We start from the raw sequence: 17,840 nt of genomic DNA, 5'->3' as shown, positions 1-17,840 counted from the left end.
CTCTATTCGACCAGGGTGAAGCGGCCTGGCCCGCAAGCCCGGCTCGTATTGTCGCGTGCGATGTCGTTGCCCGGCAGCAGGAAGCTGGCGCTTGAGCCGCTGTCTGCGAAACTGACCGCACAGCGGAAGCCGGATACCGTCGAGGTGGTGAAATTCGCCGACGAACCACGCTCGAGCTGGATCGCAGAGCCGACCGCAAGGCCAGTGGCCGCGGGTGCGAAGCCAACCGAGCGGCCCGCCACGATCGCCCCGCGCAGAACCAGCGGATTGGCCGCGGAGACGTCGGTAGACTCCACCCGCATCAGGCTGTCGGAGGTAAGCACCGCGCCGAAGCGCGCGCGGACAATGCTGGAGCGGGCGGGCGTCTGGGCCGAGATCAGCAGCCGTGCCCTTACGCCTTGGATCGCCAGCATGTCTGCTTCCACCCTGAGGCCGCGCGCATAAAGATCGGCCAGGCACAGAGACACGCCACGCGCCACCGGCGACAACCCGTCCGCCACGGTACCGATGGTCACATTGTCGAGCGCGACAGTGCCGTTCTGGGCGATCACGGCGACGACCTCGTCGGTCGTTTGATCGGCTGCCCGTGCCAGATCGATCCGCTCGAGCTCGAGCCGCGGCAATCCATCCGCGACGATGATGACGCCCGTCGCGGACAGGATGCATGACGAGGTTCCGCCCGGTATGCGGTTGGCGGTGCCGACGAGCCGCGTGCGGGTGATGCCGGGGGCCGGCGCCATGTGCACCGTCTTGAACGGCAGTCCTTTCAGGATCAGACTCTGCGGCACCTGGACCGCTGCGGGCAGTTCGAGCCTGAGATTGATCCGCCCGGCGCAATCGCCCTCGGCGGAGAATTGCGTCAGCGTCAGCGTGCCACCATCATTAATGCGGCGAATGCACGTATCGCTGGCCGAGCCGCGACAGTCGAAGCCGGTAGCCGGCGCCGGAGCGGATGTCAGCGCTCGATCGGTCTCGCCCATCCAATCGCCAATGCCGGGGGCAGACAGGCCGAGCGCCGAGGTGAGAAGCGGGCAGCCCGTGAAGGACAGGCTTCGCCCGTCCGCGAAGGTCCAGTCCAGCCGCGCATTGCCGAGGGAGTCAAGCGAGCTGATGGACGGGCCGGCCGGCAGCGGCGACAGGCCGAGGTCGATGCCCGGTTGCGCGAAGGCCGCGTGCTCGCGCTGATAGCCCTCGCAATTCGACAGACACAGGTCGACGAAGGGCGCCGAACGAAGCGCGGCGACCGCGTCGGCACCGAGTAGAGTTACGGCCTCGGCCTCGGCGATTCCGAAGAATGCCCGTAATTTCTTCTCTACCGCTTCCGCCGCAGCCGCATCGACGATGATGTCGCGCGTCGCCCTGCCGTCGAGGCGCACAATGGGCAGATAGGACGGCTGCACCCCTTCGCCGGGCGGCGTGTAGCGCACGACATAGACCGTGTCGCCGATGCTGTCGGCGCTGAGGAAGGTTTCAAACCGGTGCAGGCTCCAGCGGGCCGCGCTCGGCAGTGCCAGGTCCAACGGGCCGCCGAGATCGCCGCGCCCGCAATCGAGTACGAACGGTGTCCCCACGCTTGGCGGCGCGACGAAGCCCTGGAGCACCCCCGGCAGTTGCAGTCGCTCGCGGATGGCGAGCGCCGCCTTGATCTCCGCGCAGGCGGTGGGCACGGCGAAATAGCCGCTGCCCGAGGGGGAGGGGAGATAATAATTGCCCGATGCCGCGACATCGGCCCAGATCGCGGTTGTCGCCGGCCAGTCAATATCGAATGCGGTGCCAAGGCATGGCAGCCGTGGCTGCGCCCCGAAGCCGCTTTCGGCTTGAAGCTTGGCGAGCGTCGTCTGCGACACGGTGGCGGTGTCGGGCAGGTGCAGCAGCCGCTTCGCCTGGCCTGGGCTGGCGCAGCCGGCGAGTTCCACCGCCTTGCCGTCGAAAAGCGCGACATAGACGTCCTTGTTCTGGTCGGTCACGAAAGCGGCAAGCTGCGGCTCGGCGCGGGCCACCGAAGCGCCCGCGAGAAACAGGGCGAGCAAGGCGGCCGCCTGTTTCATCGCAATTCGCTCAGGCAGCTTGCTGCGCGGGCTGGATCCATGTTGACCTCGGTCATCAACGGATCGAGGCCAGCCGACTGGCACAACTCCTTGACCGAGATCGAGTGCGGCCCCTGGAAGTCGACCGTAAGATTTCCGCTGGTGATCTGCCCGTTTTGGCCGACGCACAGCGGATTGTTGGCCAGCGCGGGCCGGCGGCAGGTGCGGATGACGTCGGCCATCGCGCGGCGATTGGTCAGTTCGCAGAAGTAGATCCGGCAGAGCGCGGCGACAGTGGCGCGGTTCTCGGCGTCAGCATTGATGATGCGCTTGATGTCTGCGACCAGCGCGCCCGCCTTGGCTTCGAAGGCGAGGCCTTCGACGCGGGTCTTCTCGCCGGTGATCTCACCCGAACGTTCCGTGATCTTCGGCATCAGGTTGATGTTTTCCGAGGTTATGAACAGCCCGCCTTTCCAGCGGTCGAACTCGTCAAGGATCGAGGTCGCCCTGAGGATCGCCTCGCGGTAGGCGCTGTAGATCGGCCCCATCTTGGTGTCGCGCGCCGCCTCGTAGACCTGGTTCAGCGCGGCATACTCCTTGTTCACTGCGTCGGCACCGGCCTTGATGTCGTCGATGCCGGCGCGCGAACTCTGCATCAGGCCCTCGGCGCGCTTAAGCTTTCGGGAAAACATCGCCGTGATCGGGCTCTCGACGCTGGCGAAGTAGCTCTCGATCACCTTGCCGGCCGCCCCGTCGGCGAAGGCATCGATCTCGGTGTCGGACAGATTGGAGATCAGGCCGCACTGGGCGTCGAAATCGGCACTCAAGGGGCCGGCCTCGCAAGCGCTCATCTCGGCCAGCCTCTGGTCGAGCGTTCGGTTCGAACCGAGCCTTTCGGCATACTCGAACAACGCATGGTTCCATTCAATCGCATTCAAGTCAGCCTGGCTGTGCCGCCGGTCGCGACAAAACAGCGTCTGTTCCATCCGGCTCTGGTTGCCCGAAGCGCGATAGGCGTCGAGGTGACGCGTCGCCTCGGCGCAGTTGGCCAAGCCCGAAATCAGACCGGCGAGCTGCTGGTGAACGGGCGGGAGTCCGCGTGTCTGCGCCTCTCGCATCAGGTTCGCCGCGCGTCGGCTGTCGTCGGGACTGCGGGCCGGGCGGTGGAAGACGCAGATGCCTTGCTCGAAGGTCTTCAGCGTGCCATCCGGAATGGCGGGCCCCTCGCAGTTGGGAGCGTCGAGAACGCGCGATTCGATCGTATAGCCGGCAAGATTGTCGACGAACAGGTCGCGCGCGACTGCTCCGGTCTCGCCAAGCGCCAGAGCAAGCGCTGCTGCGGCAACGACGGCTCTCACGGCGCGCTCGCGAAGATGAAATAGAGAGTGAACACAGCGCCATCGAACGGGCAGTCGCTCGGCTGGAGCGACAATCGGTACGAACCGATCAGCGGCGCGCCGAGATAGGGCAGGATCAGGCTCGTGTCGTTCGACGGTCCGGGCGCCCGCGGGAACTTGCGCGCCTGGTAGCGATCCTGAACCCAGTAGCGGATGATCCGGGTGATCTCGTCGCCGCTGTCGGCCCGGTTGAAAAAGGTCTGCAAAGCGACCCGCTCCGGCCCGACCGAAATGTCGGCGCGGACCTCGCTCGACCCCTTGGTCAGCGGCTTGAGGACGAAGCCGCTGCCGCGGTGTTGCAACGCGAAGCGGTTCCACTGCGTCCCTGTGCACTGGTAGTCGGTACCGACGAAGACGTCGATCAGGGTCAGGTTCTTGCGTTCACGGAATTTGTTGGGCGCCCACAGCGCGAAATAGCCGTTTGCCTTCATCAGCGCCTCGGTCGACGCGAAGGGCGAAACCTCGAACTCGACATTCTCGTCAAGCGCGAGCTTGCGAGCGAAGCCGGAATTGGCGGGCACAACGATCTGGGCGACATCGATATTGATCTGTCGCTCGTCGAAGAAGCGCTTGGCGACGATGTCGTCGATCATCGCCTGGAGCTGGGTTGCGTTACGCACATAGACCGCGGGCACAGTCGCCGCCTCGCCGGTGAAGGCCTGCACCACTTCGAAGCGACGGCGCATCAGGTGCATCAGCCGGTTGGCGGTCTCGAGCACGCGCCGCTTGGTCACCAGATATTCGGGGATGCCCTTCATCAGGTCGGCGACGGTCTCCTGGGTAGCGATGAACAGATTCTTGCGCGTCGCCGGATCGTCAATCTGGGTGACGAGCTTCGTCATGTCCTCCTGTTGCTTTGTCACCTCGGCCTGAACGTTGCTCTGGAATTTCAGGATGCTGTCCTGCAGCGCGCGGCTCTTGAGACCGAGATCCTTGGCCTGGTTCAGGCCCGCGACGAGTTCCTCGGTGTTGCCGCGCGACTGTGTGATGCGCTGCTCGACGAAGGCGAGCTCGGCTTCGCTCAGCGCCAGCATCTTGTCCTTCTGCCGGTCGCGCAGTTCGTTGATCAGGTTGGTCGAGGCATTCGATTCCTCGGCGAGGCCGGTTACGGTCGTCTGCGCAGCACGCACGCGCTCGATGCGGCCGTTGGTTGCCGCGACCAGTTCTGCCACGCGCGCATTGTCCTGGTTGAGCTGAGCTTCCGAGAGGGACAGCTTGTCGAGTTCGAGGTTGAGGATGGCGATCTCGTTGGTCAGCCGGTCGATCGTGCGTTGCTGGTCGGTGACCTGGAAACTGAGCATGTCGTTTTCGCGGGCCTGAAGATCGAGTCCGGCGAGGATGCGTTCGTGGTCGGACTTGAGTCGCGCCACTTGCTCGTCGATGCTGAGATCTTGGCTCTGGCAATCGACCGCCGCCATCGAGCCTTGCAGCGCCAATTCCTTGATGTCCTGTGCCCCTTGCGCCAGCCGGCCAGCCAATTGGAAATGGGTGTCGACCAGCGCCCTTGCCTTGAGCGCCTTGTCGAGATCCAGTTGCGCGATCGCCTGGCGGAGCTGCGTGAGGCGCTGCTTCAGCGCGTTGATTTCATTTATGTTCGCCTGAGTGATCTGGCCGGTGCTGATGATCGTCGACAGGATGGATTGGGCCGCTTCCAAGGCCGCCCTGATCGGTTTGGCGACGTCCACCACAGTCGCGACACCACTGCCCAAGCCGCAGGCGCAGGTGATGATCTCGGGCACCGCAGCGCCGATCGAGTATGCACCTTGCACCGAAGTCAGGATGACCTGCGCGGCCTGTGTGGTGCCGTTGAACGCGACGAACCAAGCGATCACTTCCGACAACTGGCCGTCGACCTGGTCACGCGCCTCCTCAAGGTCCGCCTTTCTCCTCGCATAGAGGTCCCGCTCAGCTTCGTAGAGTTTCTTGGCGAAGTCCGTTTCCGTCTGGGAAAAAGACCCGCAATCGACGTTCGCAAGTTCCTGCGGCAGCGAGATATTCGATGTGATCATCTGCTGGTCGGCGATCAGCGGCTCGACATCGGCGAAGTCGGCGCTGCCGATAACGCACTTCATCAGGAATGCTTTCGCTTGTGTCTGCGAGTTCAGGAGCTGGGCCCTGAGACCCGACTGACCGTCCGGGCCGCACATCTGGGCAACGTATTGGTTGCGCGTGAAGGCTGGCGTCACGGTCTGGCATGCCTGTTCGCCCGCGAGCAACGGCGTGAACGGATGGTCGGCCGTATCTCCGATCAGGGCGAGCTGATTCTCGATGCCGCAAAGCTGCTCGCGGTCGACGGCCCGGCGGCGTTGATAGAGATCGGTCTGGCGCAGTTGCAGTTCGGTGATTGCGTCGTTGGCGCGGGCGATCGCGCCTTGGTTGTTGGCGATCTGGGTTTGAAGGATCTGCCGCTGGCGAACTGCCTGTTCGAGCTGGTTGGCGTTGCGCTCGGTCTGGCGGGCATATTCGGTGATCTGGCTCTCGAGCGAGGAAATCTGCAGATCGAGGTTCATCTGCGTCATTTCCCAGTTCAGCAGCCAGCGCAGTTCGTTGCGCCGCTCGACTTCGGCCTCCTTGGAGAGGACGATCAGGTCGAGTTCCTGCCTGTCATTGATCTGACGGCGCTGGTTTTCGAACTCGGCGATCTTCGTGCCGAGCTCGATCTCCAGCGACCTGATCTGCTGGCGATAGCCGAACGTGTCCTTCTCGGCGTCGACCGCGTTGATCTCCTGCTGGACAGTGGTGGCGAAAGTCTGCGCCTCGTGTTCCAGCTTGCCGATCTTGTGGGCGATCAGGTTGACTTCCTGACTACGGATCGTCCGCTCCTCGTCGAGCGCGCGCGTGGCTTCCCCTTCCTTGTTGGCGTACCACCGTTCAACCAGCGCCTCGACATTGCGCTCGACCTCGGTCAACCGCTGCTCGCTCTCGGTCAGGGCCTGCTGCAGGTCCTCGAACGGGATCGTCGTGAACTGCATCGGGTCGATATTGAGGAAGAGGAAGCCCTTGCGTACGCTGTCCATGCGCGCATCGAGGTCGCTCTGCTGCAGCAGCAGGTCGGCGCGAAGGTCGTCGTAGGTGGACTCGCCCGGAATATCCATTTGCGTCTCGACCAGCACCCACATGGCGGCTTCGTAGTTGGTGTAGGCCTTGGAGAGGTTGGGTTGGCTGTCGAGACCAGCGCCTCCGACGGCGCCCAGTGTATCGCTGACCAGGAAGTCGAGCGCCTTGACGCGAGCCTCCGAGACGGTCTGATACCACACGTCGCCGGTGTTCATGAGCAGTTGGATCTTCAGCGAAGACAGCGCCGTGAGCTGCCGCACGAAGGTGCGGTAGCTCGCATCTTCTCCCGCCGCGGTGCCCTGATCACCGCCTTGTTGTCGGGCGAGAATGCGAAGGCCCCGGTCGACGATCTCGATGCCTTGCCGGCCGAATTCCTGCGCGGCCTGCGGCGAAACCGGCGTATCGTTGCGGCTGACGCCGCTCGCCGACGACAGGAAGGGCATGTCGGCGGCGAGGAACAGGCGATAGCGTCCGAGTTGCAGGTGGCAGTCGAAATCGCACACGATCGCCAGTCGTCCGGTCGTCTCGTCGCCGCAGGTCGTCAGGAACTGTTCAAGTTCGGTTGCGACTTCACCCATATATTTCACGTCGGCTCGGAAATTGGCGATCTTGAGCAGCGTCGTCAGCTCGCCGGCATGGCCGGCGGCCGCGTCGACGTCGAGCGCCATGCAATCTTGTGCGCGCGCCATTCCCGCAGTGCCGAAGACGATGCCGGCAACCAGTCCGCAAAGCAGCAAGAACCGTCTCATGGCTGCCCCGTCGTCAGAAAGATCTCGGAAATCTGGCGCACATGCCGGGCAAGTTCGGCCATCTGGGCTTTGGAAAGCGACGGATTCTGGAACCGTGCCACCACTGCGCGGGCATGGTTGATACAGTCCTCGTAGGGACTGCTGATTTTCGCGGTCAGCGCGCCAGTGTCGAGCGTGAGGTCGAGCGCTGAATAGGCTCCGCCCAGTCCTGCGCAGGAAGAAAGCTCAGCCGTGATCGCCGGATCGTCGACAACATGCGTGAGGTCGGACAGGGCCGTCATCACCCCTTCGATCTGCCCGACGATCTGCGCCATCCTTGCCTTCCCCTCTTCGAACTCCTTCAGCGAATCCGGCTGGTTGAGGCTGGAGAGATCGACGGCTTGCAGCGTCGCGATCGTCTCGGCTGCCTTCAGCTGATCCGCCTTGACGAGCACCATGTTGGCCTGCGCGTTGCCGAGCACACGCTCAAGCTCCATCACCTCGGCCGACTTGATCGACACGTCCATCTCGTTGACCAGCGACTGGTATTCGGTCGAAGCGGTGTTCATCAGGTTGAGCGTATCGTCGACCTTCGTCCTGACTGCCTTGACGATCTGGCCGCGCACCCGCGTCTCGATCAGCGCAGTCGTCTCAGCGCGCCCGCGCACTGGCTTGGCCGAACAGACCAGCTTCGCCAAGGCGTCCGAGCCGAGTCGTGCCCGCACGGCCTCGACGATCGGGAATAGCGGACGCCAGGCGGCAGGCAGCGCATCCGCGCTTGCGCCCGACAAAGGCCCGACATCGATCTCGTTCATTCTCGTCAGATGCCGGCATTTCTCCGGCAAGTCGGCCCCCGAGAAGTAGAGTCGCCCGGTGATCAGATAAGCCTCGACGGCGGCTGCGTATTGTCGGCCGACGAGGGCGGCGAGCTCTTCGGCACTATCGGTCGAAACTGGGGCGAAGAAGCGGTAGCGGCTGAGATAAATCTCCGCCCATGCGAGGCGGCGCATCAGCACCGAAGCATCGTCGGCCGAAAGCGGGATGACCGGAAAACCGACGCCGCGGCTGCCGCCGGAAGGGGCCGATGCCTCACCGATTACCTCGCCGGCGACGGGCAGGCCGAAATCGGGCTGCGTGGCCTCGTGACTCGGTTCGACGGCGGCGGGACCAGGGGCGAGCAGGCTGAACCGGGTCGTCTCGGGCGTCGCGCCAGAGAGCGTCGCGTTCCAGAAACTGTCGAGCTTCTCCGACGTGTAAGCGCGCTCCAGGATCGATGCGGCGCCGGCTTCGCCGGCCAGGACGCAACTGACGATCAGGAACAGCGCAAGGGCTCGGATGCTTGTCATCGGCAGTACCACACCCTGTCGGCCGCGCCAGCCTGGGCGCAAATTCCGGTCGCGGCGCCGTGCGCCTTCCAGTCAGCCTTTATTTTGGCGAGATCGTTGAATGCGCCCTGTGCCGCATTGTCGGCATGAACCTCGGCGTCCAGTCGCCAGAAGGGTTTTGCCGGATCGGTCGGCAGCAGCACCCCGATCATGTTGATGTGGAACGCAGAGATTTTGAGAAAGTCCTCTGCGCTTGCGACAGTGTTGCGATTGAGATTAGCGTATTGCTCAGGTGTGACGTCGCCGAGCGCCCGCTTGAACTCCCCCTCCGAGACTTCGACGGAGCGCAGCATCTGCGTTGTCTTGGCCGCCAGCCCGTCGAGGATCGAGGTGTTGGCGACCAGCGTAGCGCCCGCACCGCTCACCGGTCCGAATATCTCTGCAAAAATGGCGCGGATCGCCTTCAAGTGCGTATCGGCCGATTTGATCTCGACGCGGCGCAGAGCGATGCCCGTCTCGAGATCGGACGCTCGACTGACGAAGCTCCTCAGCGCCAGTTGCAGCGTGTCGAACGAGGAACGGGCTTCCGGCGGCGGCTGCAGGAACACCGAGCGCGCATAGCGCACGGCTTCGCTGCGGGCAATGTCCTCGACGGTAGCGCGTGTCAGCGCCGATTCGGGACAGCCGGTGACGCCGCCAAGGTCATTCAGCATCTGCGCGGCATGATAGATTTGATCCATCTGTCGCATGGTGCCGAAGGAGCCGCTGGTGGTGAACGCAGCCTCGACGCCGGACAGATAGTCGGTCAGGTATTCGCGCGCGAACTTCACCATCTCGCACTGCACGCCGGCGGCGCGTTCACGAATATGGCGTCCGTAGAACGACGCACCGACAAAGTATTTCTGGTCGGGCGTCGGTTCGAACCGCTCGACGAATAGCGACTGGATAACGGTATCATATTCGCCGCACGCATAGGTGCGTTCAAGACATGCGGAGTCGGTCTGCAGATCGCACTGCGATAGCGCGGAGCCGCACATTTGCTGGGCTGCCGCGAGGTCAACTCCTCCGCCGAGCACAAGAACGGCGGCCAAGATGATCGCTGTATTGAAGACGCATCTCTTCAACATAACGACCAAAGGAAAATGCACAAAAGCCTCCCCTTCCGCCGAAGCGGCGGCCCCATTGCTTTTTTACTGGCAATATCTAGCAGGCTACTTTTGGTATTTGCTCGTTACAGCGAAAATTGGCAGCCAAAGGCGTGGCCAATTCAACCTCACATTCGCTATAAAACGCCTCAATAAAGTAAGTTAAAACAGTTTCTCTGTCAACACACCTGGCTTTTTGCATTCCATCCCGGAAAACCCGGCCTAAGTGTCGAGGCAGTTAACACATCGTAAAGAATTGTCTTTTCCGCTCGCTTGGCCTCGTCCAAGCGTCGCTCCGCCACCGTTCGAGTGCGGAAGGTCACGATCTGGCCTGAGAAACTGCGCTGAGGAAGAGCAGACGTCCAGCAATCGCCTGGCGGTCGCCAATTTGGCAACTTCATAACGACTCTATGATGCCTTCCACGATCGCCGAAACATTAGCTCGCATAAGAGCGATATGGTGCTCAATAGGTGACGCCAGCAGCTAGTCAACGCCCGTGGCGGTCACCCCAAAGACGCACCATGCGCTTGCCTTCTTGGTCGCTTCAAGCGGACGCACCAGCGTCGTGGGTGCACTGAATGTGACGACCGCGAAGGACCCTGCCAGCCCTGGCCATTCAGTGCGCGTCCAGTATTCGGTTTCGCTACGCGCGAGCGGTGGCAGCTTGTATTGCGCGAACGCCTCGCGCTGCCTTGGCCAGTCCGCCGAATCGAGGCTCGTCAATTCCGCCATCGTCGGAAGTTGCCAGCCCATATCGCCGTACGGCCCGCCTTGTCCGAGCGTAGCGCAATAGCCCATCGCTTCGCTCAGCGTGGCGGGCTGATCAAGCCTGTCTATCCTGGCAACGAGGCAAGTGCGTTGGTCAACGAAGGCCCTGCCGCCATGTTCAGCGAGCAGCCAGAAATTTTGGTCATTCAGCGGCTGGCGGGCCTGCTTATGCACAATACCGCAAGGTGCGGCTTGGGACTGCGGCGCCGACATGGTTGCGAAAACGGCAAAGCCAATGCTGAAAGTCGCAAGGGTAGCAATCCGAAGCATGCCTTCCTCCTCCCTGCACACGCGTTCCGCGTGCCATCCGAACAAGCGTACTTGAACCGGCGAACAATTAAAAGTTCCTGCACTTCGAAGAGGACAGGAACTTCCTTGAATCTACTGCCACCATGACGGACATCCCAGTTGGTGCTCGGCCGAAAATCTGCTGCAAGAGTTTTCCATACACGGGGAACTGGTTGCGTGGCGTATGCCAACAGCCTGGAAGCATATTGGCGAACAGCCGACCACAACTAACTCACTAGACCACACCGGGGGCGCCAAAGCGCGAGCGCGACGGCGCGACAAGGCCCGTTCGCTTAAGTGCGGAGCGAGTGTTGATCCATACCTAAAACAGCGACCCTTGCGCCGGCGCCTGTTCAGGCGCTGCCGCGAACTTGATCTGTGTCGCCGGTTTTTCGACGATCACCAGCGCGTCATCGGGCGCCGTGCGCTGCAGGTGCCTTGCCTCCGACCACGGCGCGGTGAGCCAGGTCTCGGTTTCTTCCGGCGTGGTCAGGATCACCGGCATCGCCTTGTCGTGGATCGGCGCGATCAGCGCGTTGGGCTGGGTCGTCATGAAGCCATAGACCTGATGATCGCCAGGGCCGTCCTTGACCTTACGAATGCCATGCCAGCGCGTCCACAGGCCGGCAAAGAAGAACAGCGGGCGGTCCTCGGCGAGTGCAAACCAGTAGTTGCGCTGAATGCCGGTCTCGGGGTCCTTGTCGCCGGGCGTCGGACTGGGTTCGGCGAAGCTGGTGACGGGCACAACGCAGCGGTTCTCGATGCCGAGATATTGCTGCCAATGGCCGTATTGCGGATTGCGGATATTAGTGGTGCCGTAGTCGGCCTTGCCCTTGACCCGCTCCAGTGGCGTCGGCATGCCCCACAGCAGATTGGCCAGTTCGCGTTCGCCGTCCGGCGCGTTGCGCACCACCGGGCCTGGCTGGTTGGGATAGATGTCGATGGAGGGTTCGAGATTGCCGAGGATGTCACGCAGGGCGCGTGTCCACTGGCGGATGGCCTGCTGGCTGGTCGTGATATTGTAGAGATTGCACATGGCGTGGAATGTGCTCCAATCGCTGCTGTGTCGCAACGTCCACAGGGCAATAGGCACGGCTTCCATTCCCTTGAAATGGCTGGAAGTTTAGCAAGACTTGCTTTGGCGAAGCGTACACGAGGCGGCCCCTCCTGGCAGCGCTAGAATGCATCCGGGCAGTGTTGGCTGCCGCGATCTGAAGGGAGCGGGCCACGCCCAGTCTGATCTCTGCGCAACAATATCGCGCATTTAAGATGCGCGAAAAACCTTGCCACCAGAGCGCCGATAGGAATTATCGCGCATCTGTAATGCGCGATAATTCCATGCTGCACCTTGTCGGACAGCAGTTCACGCCGGTCAGTATCGGGAACGCCTTCGCTTGCTCGGGATCAGGAATCCGCCCTTTAGCAGCTCCAGGGCGTCGAGTGCCTCTTCTCCCTGCAAATTTGTCAGAGCTACCCCGTCTGTGAAGACAACCTCGCCGTCATCTATATCATAGACCTCCCAAAACCCGTTCGTGACTCTCCGGAGGGCGTGACGACGTTCCATCAGCAGATGCTAATTGAGTCGCGCGAAATGGAGGAAAAAATTTGAGAATGGGCGAAAATTTACGGTGGAAAAGCTGGACGCACCGCGCAAGCTTGCCCTCCGAAGTCCACGCGCCATCTGCGCCTTGGCAGCTTCCCTCAGCGGGCTCGGACATTGCCGTGGGTCCTGATGAGCTGCCGAACCTGGTCTGGCGTCAGGCCATTCTGCTCGGCGAAATTTCACCTCATGGATTTCTGCGCCGATACGTGGGTGCGATCTCGGAAATCCGGCTTGCTGTAGCCGTCAGCCATCCTGGCCCCCCTTCAGCTTGGATCAACGGCAACGCTGGCAACTACTTTCGTTGCGGAGCCGCGGAATCGCCTTCTATGCCACGGCTAGACGCCCTAAAGATGCAGCCGGTGATCCATTGGATCAAACCTGGTGTGAGAAGGCTGCGCGTCAAGCATCTTTCATGGCCATCGCAGCCACATTCGCCCATGGCTCGGTTCAGGATTTCTGGCCGGACGAGTGATCCTGAGCTTACCCGCTTTCGATCTGAAGCGTGCACAAACAAGGGTCCGCGTGCCAGATCCAGCAATGGCCTGCGGCCCTGGTCAGCGCATGAGCGCTGTCCTGCGGCAATGGTGGCTTTTGGCAGCTCGTGGATGGGCGAGGCACATAGGGGCCCAAACACGGCCTCCACGCTCGACAAAACGCTGCGTGCTAGAGGAACGGTGCGGCCCGGCACCCACCCGGCGGGGCTGTCAGCAAGATGCCGGGCCTGACCGGCGGGGTTAGAGGGGCAGCGCCGGCTATCGAAATATTAGCTCACGCTAATTGAAGCGAAGCATGCGAATGAAGGACGCAAGGGCCAGTCGATGACGAACAGGCCTAGCCTGTCTTGTCGTGTAGGTGCGTTCTGCGCTGCTGTGGACGGTATTTCTCCGCCAGGCGGACATTGTCCAGATCAACTGTCACCAGCGGTCCCAGATCGATCGTCACTTTCTCCTCATCGATCCGGGTAACTTCTCCTTTAAGCTCGAGTTGCTGGCCTCGCTTTAGCTTCGAGGTGCTGTCCTTGATGGAATGAGGGAATTTGTAGCCCCCGGGATAGAGACGCTTACGCGATCCTTCAAAACCCGACGCCGAACTGTAGCGGTTAGTGCCACCTCATCTCCAATGCTGATCCGCGCCATGGAATGAGGGTGGAGCGGCCTTGGTGGTAGTCAAGGTATTGCTAATATACGAAGGGCAAGCGATTCATGAACCGACAGGTATGGAACCGCCGGCTGCCACTGCCCGTTGCTGTCACATGACAAAGCACAAAAGCGGGATCAGCACGATGGACGGGCGCCAAGACAACACTTTTGAACTGTGCTGTCTCCTGGCCGTCCCACTGACACTGCTCCTTACGGTCCTATTGGCGGGATTCGTCCTGAGCTGACCACAACGCATCGGAATAGGTCGTATAAAAATATCGCCCACCGGATCGGCGTAAATCGTTGCGCGAGTGAGGTCTGTAGCTTAACTTTGCCCGTTTCTGAGTCATTTTGTCTGCAGCAATCGAGCCCCGGTGGGTAGCGTACGGTCTCTGCGCGCGTGCTTTCGCGGCTGCGCGGCCAGTCCGTTGTGCCGTTCGAAGATTGCTAGCTTCTGCGGATAAGTGAGCCGCACCTTGGCTTTGCACCCGTCGCATACAAAGTGCGCGATCGTTCTTATCGCAGAGCCCTTCCTTACCATCGGATGCGAGCAATTCGGGCATTCGAACGTGAGCGTAACGTCGGACAAATCCCGGGCCAAACCCATTTTCCCTCTCCTGCGTTTGCGCTGCGGCTAAACGCCAGCGACTCTTGCTAGGCAACTCAGATGCCAATCCGATTGTGCCAAATCGGGAAATAGCCGCCTCACAACGCCGCGAGCTTGGCCATCCGCCGGACCGAAACTATCGGTCGGGACGTTAGGCTTTGGCCCGAAAGGTTGTCCGGGTGAGCTGAAGCTGCGCGTACGCTCGAGGAGGCGATTGCCGATATCCGCTCCAACATCGTCTTGTGCCGGGTCGTGGAGCACCTGGAGCGATCCGACGTTAAGGGCGAGGGCGCCAGTGTTCTGAGCAGCCTACTTAACGACCACATTCGCAACCATTTCCGAACCGCCTGATTGCGAGCGAAAGCGACCCGAGACGACCTTAGCTGTCGATGGCGAGATGGCGCTAAGTACGACCAGTCGTTGGGACCTCGTCCAGGAGATTTGGACCTTTGCTCGCTGGCAACTGGCCGTCGGGAGTGAGTTTGTCTACTGCATCGGGAAGTTCTCTTGTGAGCCGGTCGAGAAGCTCGTCATGGGACAATCCGGTTTGCTCGGCCAGGTCATCCAACGTTTGCGGGTCGATTGCTTTCTCAACCTGTTCGCGCTGAACCGGTCGGTTGGATCCCTTTCCTACCCAGGAATCTACCTGATCGCCCGCACCGACATTTCTGAGACGGTCCAGGATGTCGCCGAAGCCGCCGGGGGAGCCCGCGCTAGCGTTGGGATCTGTCGATTTCCTGCCCGCGATCAACTCGCCGATTTTGTCCCTGTTCTTGTAGGCAAGCAGGCCAAGCAAGGCTATGGCGACCTTTCCTATGTCAAGGCTCATTTCGTATCTCCTTCCACAAGAAGGCAAAAGTCATGCGCTTTTGAAAGGTTCCACGGTTCGGGTCTCCCATCGGAATTCCGGGCTAGCCGCGAACCTGTTGTATATTAGCATCTGCGGAACTTTCGGCCTTTTCGCGTGTTGGTGCCTTGTACTCCGGCCAGACAGCAATTGTGCCTAGCTGTCGGCTACACTTGGCCCGTCGGCTTCGGTCGGCGGGCTTTTTGTTCTCTTGAGTGGAACACCCGCCTGTGACGATGGTTCGATCTGCAGTATCCGCCCAGATCGGGCCACGCACAGGAGAGCGCCGGTTGGCCACTTGGACCCAGAGAGATGAGAGACAGCAGCGCACGTCAGATGCTGCACGGTCATTAATCGATGTTGAGCGCGCGGCCCGAGACGCAAAGACCGCTCGGCTCCGGGAGAAGCGGCTGAAGGCTGAAAACACACCCTCCTTGGACGCAAGCGATGGAACAGCTTCGCAGTGAAATGGCAGTCCTGGGGGACCTCGGCTTTTGGATAGCGCTGGCGGTCGTGCTGGTGCCCTATGGGATCGGGGTTGCACTGCTTCTGTGGGTAGCCACTCCCCCGGCTCTGCAATAGCCTTCTCCGCCGTCGGGCCGGGCGCGTTGCAGCTCAAAAGGCCAGCCTTTTCTGCGTTTATTGAACCCTCATTGCGTGGCGAAGGATCGAGACTAACCGGTCGAGCGGCCTTTCGTGAAGCTCGCCTTTCGGGCGTCTCGCAAGGAAATCGTCCGCACTCATCCAGTCGACCGGATTTGAACTGACTTGGGGCTGACCGAATTCGACATAGAGATGCGACTCTTCAGGCAAGAAAACGACCCGCCACGTTCCGTTGGTATCGGCGGCAAGGCTGCAGGTGAGAGACGTCATGGCGAACTCCTTTCGGACCGAGCTTGCCAGACCGCCCGGGGAATTCCATCGCAAAGACGTGGGTATTGACGCACCGAAAAGGTGCGGCGATTTCGCCTTCGCCGTGGCTTGACATGGCTACGTGATCATCTAACGAAAATGGAACATCCATTCGGGGGGTCTGGGATGTATTCTGGCATCGATATTTCGGGCATGCCGGCAGTCGATGAGGTCGACAGCTTCATCATCCTGCCACCGTTGGGACATCGGTCCGAACAGGTCTTGCGCGAAGTCGAGGCCTTCCTGAAAAGGTGTTTCCCCGAATACGACTTCTTCGCGAATGGTGACACGGAGCCTTTCGAGGGCGATTATCAGGTCCTGCCGATCTGCGGCGTTGGTGGCGACGAGCCGGGCACCCTGCGCGTTCTCGATCACCCCGAGCAATCAGTGATGATGGGCATCGCGGCGGCGCTGAAGGGGTTCAGACCCGGCAAGCCGCCAGCGCTGAACTAACCGGCCCGTCTTCCGCCAGAATCTTGCGGCTCGCGGCGGTTTGTTCGAATTCGTACCTAAGCCCTGACAGTAGCTTTCATCGTTGCTTGCGAGGGGACTTAGGAAGATAAATACCCATCGCTTGCCGACGTCCACGGGCGCAAGCGGCTGAGAGATGGCTAGAGGTGCTCGTGCTCTTGCCCCAACTGGGAGGCAAGAGCGTGGCTCAGCTTCAGCAATTAAGCATTCGCAACCGTCTGCTCACGTCCTTGTCGCCCGACGACTTTGGGCTCGTGCAGCCACATCTCGAACCCGTCACGTTCGGGTTGCGCGAACACCTGTTCAGAGCCGAACAAAAGATCACCCATGTTACGTTCCCCGAACGTGGGATTGCTTCAATCGTGGCGGACACCGAAGAAGGACGGTTCGAGGTCGGCATGGTGGGATGGGAGGGTTTGGTTGGAACATCTGTCGTGCTCGGTGTGGACCGCACGCCCCACACCTGCATGGTCCAGGCTGCAGGCGAAGCGTTGCGGATTGAGGCGGGCGAGCTTCTTTCGGCAATGGACCGCAGCAGCACGCTGCGCGCGCTCGTTCTCCGCTTCGTGCATACCTTCATCGTGCAAGTCAGTCAGACAGCCTATGCAAATGCGGGCTACTCGACCGAGGAGAGGCTAGCGCGGTGGCTGCTGATGACGCATGACCGGCTGGAGCAGGACGACATGCCTATCACGCACGAATTTATGAGCGTCATGCTCGGTACGCGTCGCCCCGGCGTGACCTTGGCGGTGCAGATGCTGGAGGGTGCCGGGGTGATAAGGGCCACACGTGGTCACATTATCATGAGGAATCGAGCGAAGCTGGAACAGATTGCCGGCCAGTCCTACGGCTTTGCCGAAAAGGAATACTCTAACGTATTCCAGTTCCCAATCAGGCGCGAGCGATGATGTGTTGCGCTACTTTATGAATGTGCGGTACCGCGGTCGCCTAATCCCTGATTACGAAGGCGACGAACTGGCAAATGACGACGCCGTGCGCGGGCATGCGCTCGCGACCGCGCACGACCTCGTTTTCCGGACCCGCATGGACACGATCCGAAGCTGGTTCGATTGCAGCTTCGAGGTCACCGACGAGAGCGGCAGGACCGTGCTAACAATGCCCTTCAGCGATGTTGTTGATCCTCGCCCTTAAAGACAGCCATGCGGAATCACGTTCCGTTCACTCTAGCTAATATAGCTTTGTACCTAGTATTGACTGGGTGGGTAAAATTGTAGGTACCGGCGGCCGGCCGCCTCGAGTTCATTCCGCCGATGGAGCCCAAGCTGGTCGCCAAGCCGCCCGAGGGTGAGCACTGGATTCACGAGATCAAGCTCGACGGCTATCGCACCCAGATCGTCATCAACAGCCGCGACGACATCCGCGCCTTTACCAAATCCGGCGCAGACTGGACGAGTAAATACACCGGCCTCGTCGAAGCCGCGCGGGAACTTGACGTCAAGAACGCGATCTTCGAGGGTGAGGCAGTGGTCACCAATGCGGCCGGCCTGCCCGACTTCGACGCGCT

12 protein-coding genes are annotated in these 17,840 nt (G+C 61.4%); 4 read left to right on the top strand and 8 right to left on the bottom strand.

The features are described 5' to 3' along the window. Positions 1-2: 2 nt before the first annotated feature. The 8 genes from AC0L2Y_RS24190 to AC0L2Y_RS24155 all read right to left on the bottom strand — a co-directional run bounded on the left by AC0L2Y_RS24190 (position 3) and on the right by AC0L2Y_RS24155 (position 14,914). Positions 3-2,048, bottom strand: coding sequence for a hypothetical protein (locus AC0L2Y_RS24190; RefSeq protein ID WP_473559960.1), 2,046 nt, complete (start codon positions 2,046-2,048; stop codon positions 3-5). Then, positions 2,045-3,385 (bottom strand): hypothetical protein, encoded by a 1,341-nt coding sequence (locus AC0L2Y_RS24185; protein WP_473559958.1) that lies wholly within the window; start codon positions 3,383-3,385, stop codon positions 2,045-2,047. The genes AC0L2Y_RS24190 and AC0L2Y_RS24185 overlap by 4 nt, the downstream gene beginning before the upstream one ends. Further along, the gene (locus tag AC0L2Y_RS24180) at positions 3,382-7,230 is read right to left on the bottom strand and encodes a coiled-coil domain-containing protein (RefSeq protein ID WP_473559957.1); all 3,849 of its coding nucleotides are present in this window, start codon (positions 7,228-7,230) and stop codon (positions 3,382-3,384) included. The genes AC0L2Y_RS24185 and AC0L2Y_RS24180 overlap by 4 nt, the downstream gene beginning before the upstream one ends. Further along, positions 7,227-8,555 carry a hypothetical protein gene (locus tag AC0L2Y_RS24175; protein WP_473559956.1) on the bottom strand — a complete coding sequence of 443 codons (1,329 nt, stop codon included), beginning with the start codon at positions 8,553-8,555 and terminating at the stop codon, positions 7,227-7,229. Before AC0L2Y_RS24175 ends, AC0L2Y_RS24180 begins: the two co-directional genes overlap by 4 nt. Next, positions 8,552-9,625 carry a hypothetical protein gene (locus AC0L2Y_RS24170; RefSeq protein WP_352493284.1) on the bottom strand — a complete coding sequence of 358 codons (1,074 nt, stop codon included), beginning with the start codon at positions 9,623-9,625 and terminating at the stop codon, positions 8,552-8,554. Before AC0L2Y_RS24170 ends, AC0L2Y_RS24175 begins: the two co-directional genes overlap by 4 nt. A 538-nt stretch (positions 9,626-10,163) precedes the next feature. Continuing rightward, positions 10,164-10,763, bottom strand: a complete 600-nt coding sequence (locus AC0L2Y_RS24165) for an Lcl C-terminal domain-containing protein (RefSeq protein ID WP_352566612.1) — start codon at positions 10,761-10,763, stop codon at positions 10,164-10,166. 295 nt (positions 10,764-11,058) lie between these two features. After that, on the bottom strand, positions 11,059-11,772 hold the full coding sequence (locus AC0L2Y_RS24160; protein WP_473560104.1) for an SOS response-associated peptidase: 714 nt from the start codon (positions 11,770-11,772) through the stop codon (positions 11,059-11,061). 2,716 nt (positions 11,773-14,488) lie between these two features. Beyond that, entirely contained in the window at positions 14,489-14,914 is a 426-nt protein-coding gene (locus AC0L2Y_RS24155) for a YidB family protein (RefSeq protein WP_473559954.1), read from the bottom strand. A 1,056-nt stretch (positions 14,915-15,970) separates the two neighbouring features. On the opposite strand from AC0L2Y_RS24155, the gene AC0L2Y_RS24150 reads away from it, so the two are divergent. From AC0L2Y_RS24150 to AC0L2Y_RS24135, 4 genes are all read left to right on the top strand, one after another. After that, entirely contained in the window at positions 15,971-16,297 is a 327-nt protein-coding gene (locus tag AC0L2Y_RS24150; protein WP_473559952.1) for a hypothetical protein, read from the top strand. Positions 16,298-16,497: 200 nt separating this feature from the next. After that, positions 16,498-17,223, top strand: a complete 726-nt coding sequence (locus AC0L2Y_RS24145; protein WP_473559951.1) for a Crp/Fnr family transcriptional regulator — start codon at positions 16,498-16,500, stop codon at positions 17,221-17,223. 16 nt (positions 17,224-17,239) lie between these two features. Continuing rightward, positions 17,240-17,467 carry a DUF6894 family protein gene (locus AC0L2Y_RS24140; protein WP_473560103.1) on the top strand — a complete coding sequence of 76 codons (228 nt, stop codon included), beginning with the start codon at positions 17,240-17,242 and terminating at the stop codon, positions 17,465-17,467. Between the two features lie 119 nt (positions 17,468-17,586). Further along, positions 17,587-17,840 (top strand): ATP-dependent DNA ligase (locus tag AC0L2Y_RS24135; RefSeq protein ID WP_473559949.1); only part of this gene is annotated, 254 nt, incomplete at its 3' end.

It is taken from the genome of Mesorhizobium sp. WSM4830 (genome assembly GCF_055811495.1).
This window is presented reverse-complemented; position numbering and strand designations above follow the sequence as displayed.

Bases quoted from the DNA above. Each gene is read 5' to 3' on its own strand.
- AC0L2Y_RS24190 (WP_473559960.1), bottom strand. From the start codon at position 2,048: ATGAAACAGGCGGCCGCCTTGCTCGCCCTGTTTCTCGCGGGCGCTTCG.
- AC0L2Y_RS24160 (WP_473560104.1), bottom strand. From the start codon at position 11,772: ATGTGCAATCTCTACAATATCACGACCAGCCAGCAGGCCATCCGCCAG.
- AC0L2Y_RS24140 (WP_473560103.1), top strand. From the start codon at position 17,240: ATGAATGTGCGGTACCGCGGTCGCCTAATCCCTGATTACGAAGGCGAC.
- AC0L2Y_RS24155 (WP_473559954.1), bottom strand. From the start codon at position 14,914: ATGAGCCTTGACATAGGAAAGGTCGCCATAGCCTTGCTTGGCCTGCTT.
- AC0L2Y_RS24175 (WP_473559956.1), bottom strand. From the start codon at position 8,555: ATGACAAGCATCCGAGCCCTTGCGCTGTTCCTGATCGTCAGTTGCGTC.
- AC0L2Y_RS24180 (WP_473559957.1), bottom strand. From the start codon at position 7,230: ATGAGACGGTTCTTGCTGCTTTGCGGACTGGTTGCCGGCATCGTCTTC.
- AC0L2Y_RS24150 (WP_473559952.1), top strand. From the start codon at position 15,971: ATGTATTCTGGCATCGATATTTCGGGCATGCCGGCAGTCGATGAGGTC.